Annotated in this window: 12 protein-coding genes; 7 read left to right on the forward strand and 5 right to left on the reverse strand. The window is 61.8% G+C overall.

Annotated features, from left to right (window positions below; all coding sequences use genetic code 11):
- Positions 1–185: 185 nt before the first annotated feature.
- Together C5F71_RS15160 and C5F71_RS15165 are read left to right on the forward strand one after the other, a co-directional pair.
- Positions 186–416 (forward strand): hypothetical protein, encoded by a 231-nt coding sequence (locus tag C5F71_RS15160; RefSeq protein ID WP_029299225.1) that lies wholly within the window; start codon positions 186–188, stop codon positions 414–416.
- Complete coding sequence (locus C5F71_RS15165; RefSeq protein WP_029299223.1) at positions 413–706, forward strand: cell division protein ZapA; 294 nt, start codon at positions 413–415, stop codon at positions 704–706. The genes C5F71_RS15160 and C5F71_RS15165 overlap by 4 nt, the downstream gene beginning before the upstream one ends.
- On the opposite strand, the gene C5F71_RS15170 is transcribed toward C5F71_RS15165, so the two are convergent.
- Positions 707–2,509 (reverse strand): acyl-CoA dehydrogenase, encoded by a 1,803-nt coding sequence (locus C5F71_RS15170; RefSeq protein ID WP_029299221.1) that lies wholly within the window; start codon positions 2,507–2,509, stop codon positions 707–709.
- Positions 2,510–3,021: 512 nt separating this feature from the next.
- Positions 3,022–6,975 carry a trifunctional transcriptional regulator/proline dehydrogenase/L-glutamate gamma-semialdehyde dehydrogenase gene (gene putA, locus C5F71_RS15175; RefSeq protein WP_029299219.1) on the reverse strand — a complete coding sequence of 1,318 codons (3,954 nt, stop codon included), beginning with the start codon at positions 6,973–6,975 and terminating at the stop codon, positions 3,022–3,024.
- A gap of 29 nt (positions 6,976–7,004) precedes the next feature.
- On the opposite strand from putA, the gene C5F71_RS15180 reads away from it, so the two are divergent.
- From C5F71_RS15180 to C5F71_RS15195, 4 genes are all read left to right on the forward strand, one after another.
- Positions 7,005–7,259, forward strand: a complete 255-nt coding sequence (locus C5F71_RS15180; protein WP_104911435.1) for a hypothetical protein — start codon at positions 7,005–7,007, stop codon at positions 7,257–7,259.
- A 174-nt stretch (positions 7,260–7,433) separates the two neighbouring features.
- Complete coding sequence (putP, locus tag C5F71_RS15185; RefSeq protein ID WP_029299217.1) at positions 7,434–8,918, forward strand: sodium/proline symporter PutP; 1,485 nt, start codon at positions 7,434–7,436, stop codon at positions 8,916–8,918.
- A gap of 185 nt (positions 8,919–9,103) precedes the next feature.
- Positions 9,104–11,128 (forward strand): type VI secretion system tip protein TssI/VgrG, encoded by a 2,025-nt coding sequence (gene tssI / locus C5F71_RS15190; RefSeq protein ID WP_104911436.1) that lies wholly within the window; start codon positions 9,104–9,106, stop codon positions 11,126–11,128.
- Positions 11,125–11,838, forward strand: a complete 714-nt coding sequence (locus C5F71_RS15195) for a DUF4123 domain-containing protein (RefSeq protein WP_104911437.1) — start codon at positions 11,125–11,127, stop codon at positions 11,836–11,838. The genes tssI and C5F71_RS15195 overlap by 4 nt, the downstream gene beginning before the upstream one ends.
- 1 nt (position 11,839) lies before the next feature.
- Here the strand turns inward: C5F71_RS15195 and C5F71_RS15200 are convergent, their stop codons facing one another.
- Positions 11,840–13,108 (reverse strand): O-acetylhomoserine aminocarboxypropyltransferase/cysteine synthase family protein, encoded by a 1,269-nt coding sequence (locus C5F71_RS15200; protein ID WP_029299210.1) that lies wholly within the window; start codon positions 13,106–13,108, stop codon positions 11,840–11,842.
- Between the two features lie 250 nt (positions 13,109–13,358).
- On the opposite strand from C5F71_RS15200, the gene C5F71_RS15205 reads away from it, so the two are divergent.
- Positions 13,359–14,195 (forward strand): 23S rRNA (adenine(2030)-N(6))-methyltransferase RlmJ, encoded by an 837-nt coding sequence (locus tag C5F71_RS15205; RefSeq protein ID WP_104911438.1) that lies wholly within the window; start codon positions 13,359–13,361, stop codon positions 14,193–14,195.
- A gap of 96 nt (positions 14,196–14,291) precedes the next feature.
- On the opposite strand, the gene msrA is transcribed toward C5F71_RS15205, so the two are convergent.
- Both msrA and C5F71_RS15215 read right to left on the reverse strand, forming a co-directional pair.
- Positions 14,292–14,939, reverse strand: a complete 648-nt coding sequence (gene msrA, locus C5F71_RS15210; RefSeq protein ID WP_029299207.1) for a peptide-methionine (S)-S-oxide reductase MsrA — start codon at positions 14,937–14,939, stop codon at positions 14,292–14,294.
- A 67-nt stretch (positions 14,940–15,006) separates the two neighbouring features.
- Positions 15,007–17,697, reverse strand: a complete 2,691-nt coding sequence (locus C5F71_RS15215) for a bifunctional diguanylate cyclase/phosphodiesterase (protein WP_104911439.1) — start codon at positions 17,695–17,697, stop codon at positions 15,007–15,009.
- Positions 17,698–18,008 lie beyond the last annotated feature (311 nt).

An 18,008-nucleotide genomic window follows, 5' to 3' on the forward strand; every position in this document is an offset into this window, starting at 1 on the left:
TGCGCTTTTGTCGCACCCGGCACGGATTGGCAGGGATTCAGGAACCAGATGGCGTAAATGCAGTCACTAAGGCTCCACAGCGTGGCCTGACCCGTGAAATCAGGGCTGCGCGCCAGGATAACCCTGGCTTCCACGGTGAATTTTCTTTATCGTCACCGCCCTTTGAAAAAGCCCGAGAATTCAAAATGTTAGAAACATCCCTCAGCCAACTGGAACAACTGGTCAGTGACCTGGTGCAGCAGAATCAAGCATTGCTGGGTACCAACGAATCCCTCAAGGCGGAACTGGCCCGCGCCAAGGATGAGAACGACAGCCTGCAACTGAACCTGATGGAACAGGAAGAAAAGCAGGGCGCCACCGCCGCCCGTATCCAGGCGTTGGTTGAGCGTGTGAGCGCAGGTCCTGTGAGCGCATGAGTGAAGGGATAAAGGTCGTTTCGATTCTCGGTGAGGATTACTCGATCAAGGCACCGGACGGGGAAGACAACACCCTGCTCAAAGCCGTGACCATGCTCAAGGCGTCATTGGCCACCACCAAGCAGAAGTACCCGACCCTGATCGGCGACAAACTGCTGGTGCTGGCGGCGCTGAATCTATGTGCCGAACAGATCGACATGCAGCAGCGTCACCAGCAGGAACTCGACCGTTACCAAGAGCAAGTCAGCGCCACGGTCGATGTGATTTCCAAGGCCATCGGCCAGCCCTGATCAGAACCATTCATCCTGCATGGTCAGGCACGTATCGTCCCGTGCCTGCAGGATCGACAGTTCATGATGGCAGCCCGGTACCTCCCAGGTCAGGAAGTACCGGGCCGCTTGCAGCTTGCCCTTATAGAAGGCCACATCCGCTGCATTGCCTTTGGCCAAGCCTTCTTCGGCGCGGATCGCCTGTTCCAGCCAGCGCCAGCCAATCACCGTATGCCCAAATACTTTCAGGTACAGCGCCGAGTTCGCCAGGCTGCTGTTGACCTTGCCCTGGGCGAGATCCGTCAACAGCCCCAGGGTCACGCTTTGCAGGCTCGCCACCAACTGTTCCAGCGGCTCGCGCATGGCCGTGAGTGACGGGTATTCCTGGGCCCGTGCGCCGGTCTCGGCGATCAAGCGAACCAACTGCTTCAACCCCGCGCCGCCGTTTTGCGCGAGCTTGCGCCCCAGCAGGTCCAGGGACTGGATGCCGTGGGTACCCTCGTGGATCGGGTTCAGGCGGTTGTCGCGGTAGTACTGCTCTACCGGGTATTCACGGGTGTAGCCGTGGCCGCCGAGGATCTGGATCGCCAGTTCATTGGCCTTCAGGCAGAACTCCGAGGGCCAGGACTTGACGATCGGGGTCAGCAGGTCGAGCAGTTCATGGGCCTGCTTGCGTCCGGCCTCGCTGTCCAGGGTGGTGGTGTCATCGAACAACCGTGCCGCGTACAGACCCAGGTCGAAGGCACCTTCCACATAGGCTTTTTGCGTAAGCAGCATGCGCTTGATATCGGCGTGCTGGATGATCGACACCGGTGCGGTGTTCGGGTCCTTGCTGTCGGGCAGACGACCTTGCGGGCGTTCCCGGGCGTACTCCAGGGAATACAGGTAACCGGCGTAGCCCAGCATCACCGCGCCCATGCCGACGCCAATCCGCGCCTCGTTCATCATCTGGAACATGCAAGCCAGGCCCTGGTGTGGCTTGCCCACCAGATAGCCGACACACTCGCCGTTATCGCCGAAGTTCAACGCCGTGGAAGTGGTGCCGCGCCAGCCCATCTTGTGGAACAACCCGGCCAGCAACACATCGTTGCGCGGGCCCAGGCTGCCGTCATCGTTGACCAGGAACTTGGGCACGATAAACAGCGAAATGCCCTTCACCCCGGCCGGTGCATCCGGCAGTTTGGCCAAGACCATATGCACGATGTTTTCTGACAGCGGATGATCGCCGCCGGAGATAAAGATCTTGTTGCCCTTGAGCCGGTACGTGCCATCCGCCGCCGGCTCGGCGCGGGTGCGGATATCCGACAGCGACGAACCGGCATGGGGTTCGGTCAAGGCCATGGTGCCGAAGAACCGGCCTTCGATCATCGGTTGCAGAAAGCGTTGCTTCTGCTCCTCGGTGCCAAAACTCTCGATCAGATTGGCCGCGCCCATGGTCAGGAACGGGTAGGAGGTAGAGGCCGCATTGGCTGACTGAAAGTGCGCAAAACACGCTTGGGACAGCAGGGTCGGCAGTTGCATGCCACCGGCTTCGAAACTGCGGGCGGCATTGAGAAAGCCCGCTTCGAGAAAGGCATCGACGGCAGGTTTCACTTCCGGGATCAGGATCGCCTGACCGTCTTCGTAGCGCGGTTCGTTCTCGTCGCCCTTGCGGTTGTGCGGTGCGAAGTACTTTTCGGCGATGCTGCGCGCAGTGCCAATCGCGGCGTCGAAGGTTTCGCGATTGTGTTCGGCAAACCGCTCGCGCTGGGTCAGGCCCTCGGCATCGAGGACTTCATACAGCTCGAAAGCCAGATTGCGGGAACTGAGGAGCGTCTCGGACATGGCGGCTTACCTATGTGGGAATAGGCCGCAGTCTAAGTGCGCGAATAGAGGCGCGATAGCAAGATTGATCTGGGTGATGGAGCAGCAAAACACAGCGTAAAGGTATGCCGCGGTCAATGTGGGAGCTGGCTTGCCTGCGATGGCGGTGGGCCAGGCATTATTTGCTTGGCTGACACTGCGCCATCGCAGCATAGGTATCTACACAACTTTCAGAAACTGACGAACTCTCCCGTGGCGAGCGGGCTTGCCCCGCGCTGGGCTGCGAAGCAGCCCCAAAACCAGCCGCTGCGGTGTATCTGGTACAACGCATTCGGCTTATTGGGGCTGCTTCGCAGCCCAGCGCGGGGCAAGCCCGCTCGCCACAACTGCACTATCTGCCTGAATTTAGGCGTTGCGGCAAAGTTGTGTAGATACCTATGGCCATCGCAGGTAAGCCAGCTCCAACAGTTATCCGGTGTAGGCAGCCTTGATGCAGTGGGGCACCCATTGCAGGTGCCCCACTTTGGCATTGATCAGCCGATCGTCATCAAGCTCGCATTACCGCCAGCCGCAGCGGTGTTGACGCTCAACGCGCGCTCGATCACCAGGCGCTCCAGCGCAATGTTGGTTTCGCCCGAAGACAAGCCGTTGACCCCGACAATCGCGCCGCTGCGCTGGGCCACTTGCTGGCACACCCCGCGCAGTTGGTCGGAATCGCCATGGTGCAGGACCGCATCGAAGATCACTTCGTCCTTGGTCCAGTCGGCCACGCGCTGGATCTTCGCCTGAACTTCCTTCGGCAGCCGTGGGAACAGCGCTTTGGTCAGGTCAGATTCCGGCCACACCGCCGAGCTACCCACCGCCAGTACGGCTGCCAGTTGCGCCAGCAGATCGCCTTCCAGGTCTGCCAGGCACAGTACGTGCTCGCGGGGCAGGATGGCGTAGCTATTGCGCTCGCCAGTCGGGCCGGCCAGCAGGCGTGTAACACCGCTTTGCGATTGCGCGGCAAACTGGCTGCACAGCACGGCCAGGTCGCTGAACTTATTGCTTTCGGCCCAGGTTTTCAGGGCGGTCAGCGGCTGGCTCATGGCGTCACGCAGGCGCACATCCGGCGCAGCCAGTGCATCACCGCGTACGAAGGATTGCTCGATCGCATCGGTAGGACGGGTCGACAGCAGGCGGTACAGGTACAGCGGGCCACCGGCCTTCGGACCGGTACCCGACAAACCTTCGCCGCCGAATGGCTGCACGCCGACCACGGCACCGACGATGTTGCGGTTTACGTACACGTTACCGGCGTGGACGTTGTCGATCACCTTGGCGATGGTCTCGTCGATACGGGTGTGCACGCCCAGCGTGAGGCCGTAGCCCGAGGCATTGATCTGGCCGATCAACTGGTCGATTTCCTTGCGCTTGTAGCGCACCACGTGCAGTACCGGGCCGAAGATCTCCCGTTGCAGCTCGTCGAAGCTTTCCAGCTCGATCAGGGTTGGCATCACGAAGGTGCCGCGCTTGATTTCTTCGCTGTCGGCAATCGCCACCTGGTACACGGTGCGGCCTTTGTCACGCATGGCCTGGATGTGTTTCTCGATACCAGCCTTGGCTTCGGCGTCGATCACCGGGCCGATATCCACGGACAGGCGCTCCGGGTTCCCCAGGCGGCATTCCGCCATGGCGCCCTTGAGCATTTCGATGACGCGGTCTGCCGAATCTTCCTGCAGGCACAGTACACGCAGGGCCGAGCAACGCTGGCCGGCACTGTCGAAGGCCGAGGAGACAACGTCGATCACCACTTGCTCGGTCAGGGCCGAGGAGTCGACGATCATCGCGTTCTGGCCACCGGTTTCGGCGATCAGCGGGATCGGGCGCCCCTGGGCATCCAGGCGACCGGCGACGTTACGCTGCAGCAGGCGCGCCACTTCAGTGGAGCCGGTGAACATCACGCCTTTGACGCGATCATCACCCACCAGGCGGGCACCCACGCTTTCGCCCTGGCCCGGCAGCAGTTGCAGCACGCCTTGCGGAATACCGGCTTCCAGTAGCAGGCGCACGGCTTGCGCGGCGACCAGCGGGGTTTGTTCGGCCGGCTTGGCCAGGACCGGGTTACCGGCGGCCAGTGCAGCGGCGACTTGGCCGCTGAAGATTGCCAGCGGGAAGTTCCACGGGCTGATGCACACCACTGGGCCCAGTGGGCGGTGGGCGTCGTTGGTGAAATCGTTACGCGCCTGCACCGCGTAGTAACGCAGGAAGTCCACGGCTTCACGCACTTCGGCGATGGCGTTGGCGAAGGTCTTGCCGGCTTCACGGGCCAGCAGGCCCATCAGTGGCTGGATCTCACCTTCCATCAAGTCCGCGGCACGTTCCAGGATCGCGGCGCGTTCGGCCGGTGGGGTGGCCTGCCAGATCGGAGCGGCATTGAGGGCGCACTGGATCGCATTGTCGACGTCTTCGACGGTGGCTTCCTGGACATGGCCGACCACATCACGCAGGTCGGAGGGGTTCAGCACCGGCGCAGCGGGTTCATTGCTGGAGGCGCAACCGAGCATCGGCGCGGCTTTCCAGTTGTTGTGCGCGGTGGCCAGCAAGGCGCAGGACAGCGACGCCAGGCGGTGTTCGTTGGCCAGGTCGATACCGGCCGAGTTGGCACGCTCGCTGCCATACAGGTCACGCGGCAGCGGGATACGCGGGTGCGGCAGGCCGAAGCCGCCTTCCAGCGTCGCCATCTGCTCGATGCTGGCCACTGGATCGGCCACCAGCTCCTGGATCGAGATGGATTGGTCGGCGATACGGTTGACGAACGAAGTGTTGGCGCCGTTTTCTAGCAGGCGACGCACCAGGTAGGCCAGCAGTGTTTCGTGGGTACCGACCGGAGCGTACACGCGGCACGGACGGTTCAGCTTGCCTTCGGAGACCTTGCCTACAACCTGTTCGTACAGCGGTTCACCCATGCCGTGCAGGCACTGGAACTCGTACTGGCCGGGGTAATAGTTCTGGCCGGCAATATGGTAGATGGCCGACAAGGTGTGGGCGTTGTGCGTGGCGAACTGCGGGTAGATGACTTCCGGTACCGACAGCAGCTTGCGTGCGCAGGCAATGTAGGAAACGTCGGTGTACACCTTGCGGGTGTAGACCGGGTAGCCTTCCAGGCCTTCGACCTGGGCGCGCTTGATTTCGCTGTCCCAGTACGCGCCTTTTACCAGGCGGATCATCAGGCGGTGACGGCTGCGGCGCGCCAGGTCGATCACGTAGTCGATCACGTACGGGCAGCGCTTCTGGTACGCCTGGATCACGAAACCGATGCCGTTCCAGCCGGTCAGTTGCGGCTCGAAGCACAGGCGCTCGAGCAGGTCCAGGGACAGTTCCAGGCGGTCGGCTTCTTCGGCATCGATGTTCAGGCCGATGTCGTATTGCTTGGCCAGCAGGGTCAAAGACAGCAGGCGCGGGTACAGCTCCTCCATCACGCGCTCGTACTGGGCGCGGCTGTAGCGAGGGTGCAGGGCCGACAGCTTGATGGAGATGCCCGGGCCTTCATAAATCCCACGGCCATGGGAGGCTTTGCCGATGGAGTGAATAGCTTGTTCGTACGAGGCCAGGTATTTCTGGGCGTCGTGTTCGGTGAGTGCGGCTTCACCGAGCATGTCGTAGGAATAGCGGAAGCCCTTGGCTTCGAACTTGCTGGCGTTGGCCAGGGCTTCGGCGATGGTTTCGCCGGTGACGAACTGCTCGCCCATCAGGCGCATGGCCATGTCGACGCCCTTGCGGATCATCGGCTCGCCGCTCTTGCCGATGATGCGGCTCAGGGATGAGGTCAGGCCGGCCTCGTTATGGGTGGCGACCAGTTTGCCGGTCAGCAGCAGACCCCAGGTGGCCGCGTTGACGAACAGCGACGGGCTGTTGCCCAGGTGTGGATGCCAGTTGCCGGTGCTGATCTTGTCGCGGATCAGTGCGTCACGGGTGCCCTTGTCGGGGATACGCAGCAGGGCTTCGGCCAGGCACATCAGTGCCACGCCTTCCTGGGACGACAGGGAGAATTCCTGCAACAGGCCCTGGACGATACCGGCACGGCCGCCGGCGCTCTTCTGGTTGCGCAGTTTTTCGGCAATCGAGGCGGCCAGCTTGTTGGTGGCTTCGGCCATCTGGGCCGGCAGGCGTGCCTGCTCGATCAGCATCGGTACCACTTCCGGCTCGGGGCGACGGTAAGCAGCAGTGATCGAGGCGCGCAGCACCGATTGCGGCAGGATGCTCTCGGCAAATTCGAGGAAGCACTGGTGGGCGTGGTCGTTCTGCACCTCACCGGCGTCGTCTGCGTCCTTGATGCCCGAACCGTTGAGCTCGGTCAGGGTTGCACCACCCTCGAGTTTCTCCAGGTAATTGAAAATTGCCTGCTTGATCAGCCAGTGCGGCGTGCGATCAATGGAGGTCGCGGCGGCCTTCAGGCGTTCGCGGGTCGGGTCATCGAGTTTGACCCCAAGGGTGGTCGTAGCCATATTTTTATCCTCATGGGTGCCACTACTGCGTGGCATCAGCTGGCGGCAAGATTAGCTTTGCGCAGTACGAGGTGCAACCGGGTGCAACCCATTTTCTTCACGAAATCCGCGCTGCTCGTCAGAATTCATTTTCAGTCGACGGAATCGGCTTGGTATTGGTGCATTTACTTCTGGATTTGGCTGTTCTTGCTCCGAAAAGGAGCAAAAAACCGCCGTTTGCCGAAAATCATCACTGGGTGCAACTTATTCTCACGAAACTGGTTGCACCTTATTTGCTTTGTTGAATAGCATTCGCGCCCAAGGTGCAACCAACTGCAAGGTTCGGTTCATCGGCTGATGGCTTTCCTGGGGAAACGTCAGTCATAAATGCGCGGCATGCAGTTTCGTCTACAAGCTACTCTCTTGTAGGTGGGCTGACAGACCGCCGCTACATAAAAACAAAGCCAGGGCGTAACTCAATGAGCGTAAGTAATCCAACCCTGATCACATTTGTGATCTACATCGCGGCAATGGTGTTGATTGGTCTGATGGCCTATCGCTCCACCAATAACCTTTCCGATTACATCCTCGGTGGTCGCAGCCTCGGCAGCGTCGTCACCGCACTCTCGGCTGGCGCCTCGGATATGAGCGGCTGGTTGTTGATGGGCCTGCCAGGTGCCATCTACATGTCGGGCCTGTCGGAAAGCTGGATCGCCATCGGCCTGATCGTCGGTGCTTACCTGAACTGGTTGTTTGTGGCCGGTCGCCTGCGCGTGCAGACCGAACACAACGGCGACGCCCTGACCCTGCCGGATTACTTCTCCAGCCGCTTTGAAGACAAAAGCGGCCTGCTGCGGATTATCTCGGCAGTAGTGATCCTGGTGTTCTTCACCATCTACTGCGCCTCCGGCATTGTTGCGGGTGCCCGTCTGTTCGAAAGCACCTTCGGCATGTCCTACGGGACGGCGCTGTGGGCCGGTGCTGCGGCGACGATTGCCTACACCTTCATCGGTGGTTTCCTGGCAGTAAGCTGGACAGATACCGTACAAGCCACGCTGATGATCTTCGCCTTGATCCTCACGCCAATCATCGTGCTGCTGGCCACCGGCGGCGTCGATACCACGTTCCTGGCTATTGAAGCGAACGATCCAACCAACTTCGACATGCTGAAAAACACCACCTTCATCGGCATCATCTCGCTGATGGGCTGGGGCCTGGGCTACTTCGGCCAGCCGCACATCCTCGCGCGTTTCATGGCGGCGGATTCGGTCAAGTCGATTGCCAATGCACGTCGTATCTCCATGACCTGGATGATCCTGTGCCTGGCCGGTACCGTGGCTGTAGGCTTCTTCGGTATTGCCTACTTCTCGGCACACCCTGAAGTTGCAGGTCCAGTGACCGAAAACCCTGAGCGTGTGTTCATCGAACTGGCCAAGCTGCTCTTCAACCCATGGATCGCTGGCGTGCTGCTGTCGGCCATCCTGGCTGCCGTGATGAGCACCCTGAGCTGCCAGTTGCTGGTGTGCTCCAGTGCCCTGACCGAAGACTTCTACAAGGCTTTCCTGCGCAAGGGCGCTTCCCAGCTTGAATTGGTATGGGTAGGTCGCATCATGGTGCTGGTGGTTGCGCTGATCGCTATCGCGATGGCCGCTAACCCGGAAAACCGTGTACTGGGCCTGGTGAGCTACGCCTGGGCCGGCTTCGGCGCCGCGTTCGGCCCTGTGGTCCTGATCTCGGTCCTGTGGAAAGGCATGACCCGTAACGGCGCACTGGCCGGTATCCTGGTCGGCGCGATCACCGTGATCGTGTGGAAACACTTTGAGTTGCTGGGTCTGTACGAAATCATCCCAGGCTTTATCTTCGCCAGCCTGGCGATCTACTTCGTGAGCAAGATGGGTGCCCCGACTGCCGGTATGGTCGAGCGCTTCACCGCTGCCGAGAAAGACTACAACCTCAACAAATGAGGCGTTCATCCAGGCCTTGATGGCCCGCTGAACTGAAAAAGGCCCGCATCCCTGGATGCGGGCCTTTTTTTTGGTGCGACGGTGACGGTTGCCTTGTAGGGAAATACTGAATTGCCTGCGGCCCGCGCCGCTCGGCAAATGGCTGGTGCAGAATCCCAGGCCCTCCACTTGCAGAGAAACACCGGATGTTCGCTCCTGCCAATCAAAGTGCGTTTAGCCTGACCGTCGACGGCCGCTCCAGTGATCTCAAGGTCCTGGCATTCAAGGGCGAGGAGGCGATCAGCCAGCCCTACTGTTTTGATATTGAACTGGTCAGCGAACAGCCGGACCTGGATCTGGAAGACCTGCTGCACCGCCAGGCCTTTCTCGCCTTCGATACGCTGGGCCATGGCATTCACGGGCAAATCCAGGGCGTTGCGCAAGGTGACTCGGGGCGGCGCCTGACCCGCTATCAAGTGAGCCTGGTACCGCAACTGGCGTACCTGCAGCACAGTGCCCACCAACGTATTTTCCAGCACAAGACCGTGCCGCAGATCGTCAGCCTGGTGCTTGAAGGGCAGGGCATCCAGCGCGATGCCTTTGAATGGCGCCTGGGTACGGATTACCCCGAACGTGAATACTGCGTGCAGTTCGATGAGACCGATCTGGCGTTTATCCAGCGCCTGTGTGCGGAACTGGGGATTCACTATCACTTTCAGCATTCGCCGGACGGCCACCTGCTGGTGTTCGGTGATGACCAGACGGTGTTTGCCCAGGCGGATCAGCCGACAGGCTATGCACCGGGCTCAGGGATGGTTGCGGCGGTGCCGGTGATCAAACGTTTCAACGTGCGCCTGGAGGCGCGGACCACTGGGGTCAACCTGCGCGACTATGACTTTCGCAAGCCACGCCTGGTGCTGGAAAGCGCCGCCCTGGGCGAGCAACTGCCAACGCTGGAGGCCCAGGGCTATCCCGGGCATTTCACCGAGCGTGGGCAGGGCAAGCACCTGGCGCAGCGGGTGTTGGAGCGTTACCGCAGCGATCAGCGCCAGGCACGGGGTGAGGGCGACCAGGCGGCGTTGGTCAGCGGGCAGTTCCTCAAGCTGGCCGATCATCCGCGTCAGCAATGGAGTGGCCTGTGGCTGGTGACGCGGGTGATCCATCAGGGCAGGCAGCCGCAAGTGCTGGAGGAATCGGTGGGTTTGGTGGACGAGCAGGGTTACCGCAACGAGTTTTTCGCCACGCCCTGGGACGTGCCGTTTCGCCCGCCGCTGCCTGAGGCCAGGGCCCCGCTTGCCGGATATCAGAACGCCGTGGTCACAGGGCCCGCGGACAGCGAAATCCATTGCGACGAGTTCGGTCGGGTCAAGGTGCAACTGGCCTGGGATCGCCACGGCCAATCCGGCGAACATTCCAGTTGCTGGCTGCGGGTCGCCAGCGCCTGGGCCCATGAGCATTACGGCAGCGTGGTGATCCCGCGGGTGGGCATGGAAGTGCTGGTGGGCTTCGTCAACGGTGATATCGACATGCCGCTGGTGGTGGGTTGCCTGGCCAACGGCGCGACGCCGGTGCCCCTCGACTTGCCCGCCGACAAGACCCGCAGCATCTTCCGCAGCCAGAGCAGCCCGGGAGGTGGCGGCTATAACGAGCTGCGCATCGAAGACCGCAAGGGCGCCGAGCAGATCTACCTGCGTGCCCAGCGCGACTGGACCCAGCACGTGCTCCATGATTTGCGCCTGCAGGTGGATCACCAGCGCCATGTGCAGGTGCGCGGCGAGTCACACCACGAATTGCACGGCCAGGAGCAGCGGATTACCTACGGCAACCGGCTGACGGAATTGAAGCAGGACGATCATCTGGTGATCGCGGGGCAGCAGCAGGTGCACGTCGCACGTTATGCGCTGCAGGCGGGCGAGCAGATCAGCCTTGGCGCGGGCCAGCAAATGGTGGTCGATGGCGGTGCCAGCCTGACACTGCAGGCCGGGGGGCAATGGATCACCCTGTCGGCGGCAGGGATTTTCAGTAGCACGCCGATCCAACTGGGTGGTGCGCCGGCGGCGGCCGTGGCGCCATCAGCGTTGCGCCCGGGCGCGCAGGAAACCCTGCAGGCGGCGTTGAGTGCCGCGCAGGTGTTCAGCCTCAAGCGCAGTGCGCCGTTCTGCGAGGAATGTGAGCGTTGCAAGAATGGTGTCTGTGATACCCCACAGCATCGGGTTGGAGGCTTGCGATGATGACCCCGCGTGAATGGCTGGCCCAGGAGCCGCTGCAGGACGGCGAGCAGGTGTTTGTCATCCTGGCCAGCACCAGCGAGTGCCAGCCGGTGGCGGCCTGGCGCCAGGCGGATGGCGGGCCGCTGAGCCCGGTGTGGGCCGGCAGCGAGTCCGGCGCCTGGGGTGAGGTGATGCCCTATGTGGCGTTGGTCAGTGAAAGCAGTGGGTTTCTCGATTGGGTGGCGCGGTGTACTGCTAGCGATTGGGGCTGGCTGGGTGTTTCCTCCAGCCCGTTGCCCACAGTGGTTGACCATCTCGCCAGCCTGACCAAGGTGCGTTTGTCCGAGGGGCAGGAGGTGTTCTTTCGTTTCTGGGATGGCGGCTATCTGCTGCCGATCCTGCAAGCGCTGGGGCCTGGGGCGGGGGAGGTGATTCCCGTATTTCGACGCTACTGGATCAATGGGCAGCTTCAGCACGTGCCGGGCATGGTGGTGGGGGCGGCGAAGAAAAGTCCCTGGTGGAATGTGCCGGCCACCCTACTCAAGCAGCTTGGCGAGCAGTCCAGCGTGACCCTGGTGGACAACCTGCTGCAATGGCTGGCCCAAGAACACCCCGACCTGCACGACGCCTTCGCACCCGCGACCTTGAAGCACAAGGTCGCGTACTTTGTGCGCCAGCCTTACGCCGGGGACCAGGCATTGGTTGCCTACCTGGCCGGCGAGGGGGGTTGAATCAGGCGTTCAGGGATTGCTGCAAGTCATCGAGCAGGTCTTCAATCGCCTCGATGCCTACCGACAGGCGGATCATCTCCGGACGCACACCGGCCTTGGCTTGCTCTTGTGTATTCATCTGCCGGTGAGTGGTGGAGGCCGGATGGCAGGCCAGGGATTTGGCATCGCCGATATTCACCAGGCGCTTGAAGATTTGCAGCGCATCGTAGAAGCGCACCCCGGCTTCATAGCCGCCTTTGAGGCCAAAGGAGAGGATCGCCGAGGGTTTGCCCTGCATGTACTTTTGCGCCAGATGATGGTGCGGGTGATCCGCCAGGCCGGCGTAGCTGACCCATTCCACCTGTTCGTGGGCCTGCAGGAACTGCGCGACTTTCAGCGCGTTCTCGGTGTGGCGCTCCATGCGCAGGGCCAGGGTTTCCAGGCCCTGCAGCAGAAGGAAGGCGTTCATCGGCGCCAGGGCGGCGCCGGTGTTGCGCAGCGGCACGGTGCGGGCCCGGGCAATAAAGGCCGCCGGGCCGAACTTTTCGGTGTAGACCACGCCATGGTAGGCCGGCTCCGGCTGGTTGAGGCCAGGGAATTTCTGCGGGTAGTCGGTCCAGGGGAAGGTGCCGCTGTCGACAATCACCCCGCCCAGGGAGTTGCCATGACCGCCGACATATTTGGTCAGGGAATGCACGACGATGTCTGCGCCAAACTGGATCGGCTTGCACAGGATCGGCGTGGCGACGGTGTTATCCACCATCAGCGGTACGCCGCGGGCGTGGGCAGCGTCGGCCAGGGCCTGCAGGTCGACGATATTGCCGGCCGGGTTGCCGATACTCTCGCAGTACACCAGCTTGGTGTTTTCGTCGATCAGTTCGGCGATGGCTTGGGCCGAGTCATCGCGGGCAAAGCGCACGTCGACGCCGAAGCTGGGCAGCAGGTGGGCGAACAGGGTGTAAGTGCCGCCGTACAACTGGGGGGTGGAGACGATATTGTCGCCGGCGCGGGTCAGGGCCTGGATGGCATAGTGGATTGCCGCGCTGCCTGCCGACACGGCCAGGGCCGCGATCCCGCCTTCCAGCGCCGCCATGCGCTGTTCCAGCACGTCATTGGTGGGGTTCATGATCCGCGTGTAGATATTGCCCGGCACGTCGAGGTTGAACAGGTCGGCGCCGTGCTGGGCGTTATCGAACTCGAAAGCGACGTTCTGGTAGATCGGTACGGCGACGGCCTTGGTGGTCGGGTCCGATTTGAAACCATGGTGCAGGGCGAGGGTGGCGTCTTTCATGGTGCTGTTTGACCTCCTTGGATTGCATGGGCAGCCCGGATAACGGGGGAGCTGGCTTGCCGGCGATAGCATCACCGCAGCGTATGGGTAATACCCCGTAGCCTGCATCGCGGGCAAGCCCGCTCCAACATAACCGGCTAGAACGTTTTCGGTGTTGCCCCTACGTTTGCGGCATAAGCACCGCCTGGCATGCAGCCCTGCACCTTTGCCCGCGTAAAAGGTAAACTTCGCCCCCTGCGCAGGAGCAACCATGAATTATCGTCACGCCTTTCACGCCGGCAACCACGCCGATGTCTTCAAACACCTGACCTTGACCCGCCTCATCGCCCTGATGTCGCGCAAGGAGCAGCCGTTTGCCTATCTCGACACCCACGCCGGGATCGGTCTGTACGACCTGCAAGGCGACCAGGCCAACCGCACCGGTGAATACCTGGAAGGCATCGCCCGCCTGTGGGGCGAGGCGGACCTGCCTGCGCTGACTGCTGACTACATGCGGGTGCTGCACGAGATGAACCCGGACGGCCAATTGCGCTATTACCCAGGCTCGCCGGAACTGGCGCGGCGCCTGACCCGGCCGCAAGACCGCGTGCTGCTCAACGAAAAACACCCGGAAGACGGCGTGCTGCTCAAGGACAACATGAAGGGCGACCGCCGCGTGAAGGTCCATCTGGGCGAAGGTTGGCATGTGCCACGGGCCTTGCTGCCAGTGCCGGAAAAGCGTGCCTTGATGTTGATCGACCCGCCTTTCGAAAAACTCGATGAGATGCAGCGCTGCGCCGCCTCCCTCAAGGAAGCCGTGGGCCGCATGCGCCAGACGGTCGCCGCGATCTGGTACCCGGTGAAGGACCAGCGCATGCTGCGCCGCTTCTATCAGGACCTGGCCGGCACCGGCGCGCCAAAGCTGCTGCGCGTGGAATTGCTGGTGCACCCGCTGGACACCCCCAACACCCTGACCGGCTCGGGCCTGGCGATTGCCAACCCACCGTGGGGCCTTGAGGAGGAGTTGCGTGAGCTGCTGCCGTGGCTGTCGAAGAAACTGGGACAGACCCAGGGTGGGTGGCAGATGGATTGGCTGATTGCTGAGTAACGGCATCGCTCTTTAGAGTGCTATCGCGGGCAAGCCCGCTCCCACAGGGTTATGTGAGGCCATGTGGGAGCGGGCTTGCCCGCGATGCTTTTGAGGTCAGATCGGGCAGGTCACGCCAGTCCCGCCGATCCCGCAGTAACCCTGCGGATTCTTCGCCAGGTACTGCTGGTGATAGGCCTCGGCGAAGTACACCGTCGGCGCCTGGTCGATTTCAGTGGTGATTTCCCCCAGGCCGGCCTTGGTCAGTTCTTCCTGATAAGCCTGTGCACTGGCCTTGGCCGCGTCCAGTTGCTCAGGGGTGGTGGCGTAGATCACCGAGCGATACTGGCTGCCAATATCATTGCCCTGGCGCATGCCCTGGGTCGGGTTGTGCAGCTCCCAGAACATCTTCAACAGGTCTTCGTACTTGAGTTTGGCCTGGTCATACACCACCAGCACCACTTCGCTATGGCCGGTCAGGCCCGAGCAGACTTCTTCATAGGTCGGGTTGGGCGTGAAGCCGCCGGCGTAGCCGACTACCGTGCTGACCACACCATCGCGCTGCCAGAACTTGCGTTCGGCACCCCAGAAACACCCCAGGCCAAAGATTGCAAAGCCCACATCATCCATGAACGGGCCCAGCAGCGGGTTGCCGTTGACGAAGTGTGTCTCGGGCAGGTTCATCGGGGTTTCACGACCAGGCAGGGCTTGTTCGGCAGTCGGCAGCACGTTTTTATTCACCAGGATTTCCGAGCGCAAGACCATGATCAGTCCTCTCGTCAGGTTGAGTTAACAGTTCAGACCACCAGTGTGCCCGAGTGTTACAGCGCTGTCAGGCGATTGGCCCGCGCGGATAGCGTTTGAGCTTGTCCAGCAACTCGGAGCCGGGGATTGGCCGGTCGAACAGGTAGCCCTGGCCGACGTCGCATCGATGGCGGCGCAGGAACGCCAGCTGCTCGGCGGTCTCGATGCCTTCGGCGACCACCTTGAGCTTGAGGTTGTGCGCCATGGCGATCACCGCCGAGGTGATTTCCATGTCGTCCTGGTTGTCCGGGATTTCATGGATAAAGCTGCGGTCGATCTTGATGATGTCGATGGGGAATTTCTTCAGGTAACTCAGGGATGAGTAACCGGTGCCGAAATCATCCATGGCCAGGGTCAGGCCGAAGCTCTTCAACTGGTCCAGTTGCAGGCGCGTATCTTCGGTGGCCTCCAGCAGCAGGCCTTCGGTCAGCTCCAGCTCCAGCAGATTGGCCGGCAGTTGTTCTTCCTTGAGGATGCTGGCGATGGAGGCCACCAGGTCCGGGTCGGAAAACTGCTTGGGCGACAGGTTGATCGCCACCTGCAGGTTGCCCATGCCGGCGGCGCTCAACTGCTTGCTCATGCGGCAGGCCTGGCGCGCGATCCATTTACCGATGGGGATGATCAGCCCCGTCTCTTCCGCGACGCTGATGAACTGGTCCGGACGGATCATGCCCTTTTCCGGGTGGTTCCAGCGCAGCAGCGCTTCCATGCCCAGCAAGCGGCCGCTGCGCAGGCACAGCTTGGGCTGGTAGAACACGTCCAGCTCGTTCTGGGTCAGGGCGCGGCGCAGGTTGTTTTCGACGAACAGTTTGTAACTGGCCTCGGCATTCAGCGCCTCGGTAAACACCTGTACCTGGTGCTTGCCGTTGGCCTTGGCCTTGTGCAGCGCCAGGCCGGCGTTGCGCATCAAGGTCTGCGGGTCGCGGCCATGCAGCGGCGCGCAGGCCAGGCCCACGGAGCCGGTGACACTGATCAACTGGTTGTCGACGAACATCGGTTTGTCGAGGGTCATCAACAGCTGGGAGGCCATTTGCTGGCCGACCTCAAGGTCGGCGTTATCCAGCAGCACTGCAAATTCGTTACTGGCAAAGCGCGCCAGGCTGCCGCCGGCATTGAGGCTGTTGCGCAGGCGCCGGGCCAGGCTGATCAGCAGCTTGTCGCCGGTCTGGTGGCCGAGGCTGTCATTGATCCGCTTGAAGTTGTCGATGTCCACCAGCAGCAGGCTGATGGGCGCGTCGCTGTCACGGGCAAAGCGCTCATCGAGGTTGCGGATAAACGCCGGACGGTTGCCCAGGTTGGTCAGGTTGTCGGTGTAGGCCAGGCGCTCGATACGCTGCTGGGCGAGCTTGGTCTGGGTGATGTCTTCGTAGATGCCGATGTAGTGGGTCAGTTCGCGGTTGTCGCCATAGACCTTGGAAATCGACAGCTGGCCCCAGTACGGCTCGAGGTTTTTGCGCCGGCTCTTGAATTCGCCCTGCCAACTGTTGCTCTTGGCCAGGCTGGAAGGGGCGTCGAACAACAGTTCGCTGAGGTTTTCCAGGGCCGGCAACTGGGCCAGGCGATGGCCGTGGACTTCCTCGGTGCTGTACTGGGTGATCGCGGTGAAGCTGGGGTTGACGTATTCCACCACGCCGTCGCAATTGACCAGCAGGAAGGCATTGGCACTTTGCTCCACCGCGCGCTGGAACAGGTGCAGGGCGCTGGTGGCGGTGCGACGATTGTGGTTGTTGATGACCTGGGCGAACTGGTCGGCCAGCTCGCCGGCAAAGGCGATCTCATCGGACAGCCAATCCCGGGTGCCAGTGCTTTGCTCCAGGCAGAGCACGCCCACGACCTGGCCATCGACACGGATACTGGCGTCGAGCATTGCATGGATGTCCATGGGCCGCAGGCTTTCGACCATTTCCCGGGTGCGCGGGTCGCGCATTGCATTGCTGGCGTCGATGGCACGGCTGCTGTGCAGGGCTTCGAGGTAGTCCGGGAAGCCACTGGCATCGATCGGTGCCGGCATATGGTGCTGTTGGTCGGCGCGATGAAACGCAGAGATCGGCACCAGTTGCTGGCCTTCGAGGTTCCAGATGCTGGCGCAGTCGATCTGGTAGATATCACAGGCGCTGCGGGTGATCAGTTCGGCGGCTTCTTGCAGGGAGTTGGTGGTGCTGTAGCGCTGGCGGGCCAGCAGCAGGATCAGTTCCTGCTGGGCGCGCACCCGCTCCAGGTGTTGCAACTGCTCCTGTTGCGCGCGCTGGTTGAGCTCCAGGGCGATCTGCAGGCGGCTGTTCTGGTCTTCCAGGTCGGCGGCGGGCATCGGTGCCAGGTTGCTGAACAAGCCGTCTACCACCATCAGGTAGCCGCGCAGCAAGTGACGATTGTGTTGCTTGTAGGCCTCGCCCACCTCCAGCAGGCTCAGCGGGCCGTCGTTGGTGTGCAGGGTGTAGCGCACCAGGTAATGGGGGCTGGCGGTCAGTTGCTGCTGGATCGCATCATGCAACTGGTAGCGTACCTGGGGTTCCATCAGGCTGGCGTAGGGGGCGCCGAGCAGCGAGCACAGCTCTACTGCGGGCAAGCCGAATTGGCGTTCACAATTGGGATCGAGGTACAGCAGCGCCCAGCTAGCCTCATTAAGCCGTTCGAAACGCAGCATACCGAGGCGCGAAGGCACCGGTAATTGCGTCACGACCTCGGCCGCCGTTCGGGCGACATCGGGTTGGCTTTTCATGGGGGAACTCGCTTGGAAAAATGCGCATCGCGCCGGGCTATCGCCCTCTTTACTGCTGTCTGCGGCAAGGTTGCATCATGCAGCGCGGACTGACAAGAGAGGATGAAGGCTAAGTGCTATAAGTGGGTTATCGGCCGCGCAGCGGTTTTCTACAGTCGCAATGATGGACGGTTATCCTGCATGCCCTTTGTAGGAGCGAACTTGCTCGCGAAAACCGTTAACGACAACGCGCCTGACCTGAATGCGCGTGGCGTCCTTGAGTTCTTCGCGAGCAAGTTCGCTCCTACACAAGGGCATGGGCAATTCGGCTG

Source organism: Pseudomonas sp. LG1D9 (assembly GCF_002949995.1).
GTDB classification, from domain to species: Bacteria; Pseudomonadota; Gammaproteobacteria; order Pseudomonadales; family Pseudomonadaceae; genus Aquipseudomonas; species Aquipseudomonas proteolytica.

Excerpts from the sequence above, each read along its gene's own strand:
- C5F71_RS15160 (WP_029299225.1), top strand. The coding sequence starts at position 186 with ATGTTAGAAACATCCCTCAGCCAACTGGAACAACTGGTCAGTGACCTG.
- C5F71_RS15165 (WP_029299223.1), top strand. The coding sequence starts at position 413 with ATGAGTGAAGGGATAAAGGTCGTTTCGATTCTCGGTGAGGATTACTCG.
- C5F71_RS15170 (WP_029299221.1), bottom strand. The coding sequence starts at position 2,509 with ATGTCCGAGACGCTCCTCAGTTCCCGCAATCTGGCTTTCGAGCTGTAT.
- putA (WP_029299219.1), bottom strand. The coding sequence starts at position 6,975 with ATGGCTACGACCACCCTTGGGGTCAAACTCGATGACCCGACCCGCGAA.
- putP (WP_029299217.1), top strand. The coding sequence starts at position 7,434 with ATGAGCGTAAGTAATCCAACCCTGATCACATTTGTGATCTACATCGCG.
- tssI (WP_104911436.1), top strand. The coding sequence starts at position 9,104 with ATGTTCGCTCCTGCCAATCAAAGTGCGTTTAGCCTGACCGTCGACGGC.
- C5F71_RS15195 (WP_104911437.1), top strand. The coding sequence starts at position 11,125 with ATGATGACCCCGCGTGAATGGCTGGCCCAGGAGCCGCTGCAGGACGGC.
- C5F71_RS15200 (WP_029299210.1), bottom strand. The coding sequence starts at position 13,108 with ATGAAAGACGCCACCCTCGCCCTGCACCATGGTTTCAAATCGGACCCG.
- C5F71_RS15205 (WP_104911438.1), top strand. The coding sequence starts at position 13,359 with ATGAATTATCGTCACGCCTTTCACGCCGGCAACCACGCCGATGTCTTC.
- msrA (WP_029299207.1), bottom strand. The coding sequence starts at position 14,939 with ATGGTCTTGCGCTCGGAAATCCTGGTGAATAAAAACGTGCTGCCGACT.
- C5F71_RS15215 (WP_104911439.1), bottom strand. The coding sequence starts at position 17,697 with ATGAAAAGCCAACCCGATGTCGCCCGAACGGCGGCCGAGGTCGTGACG.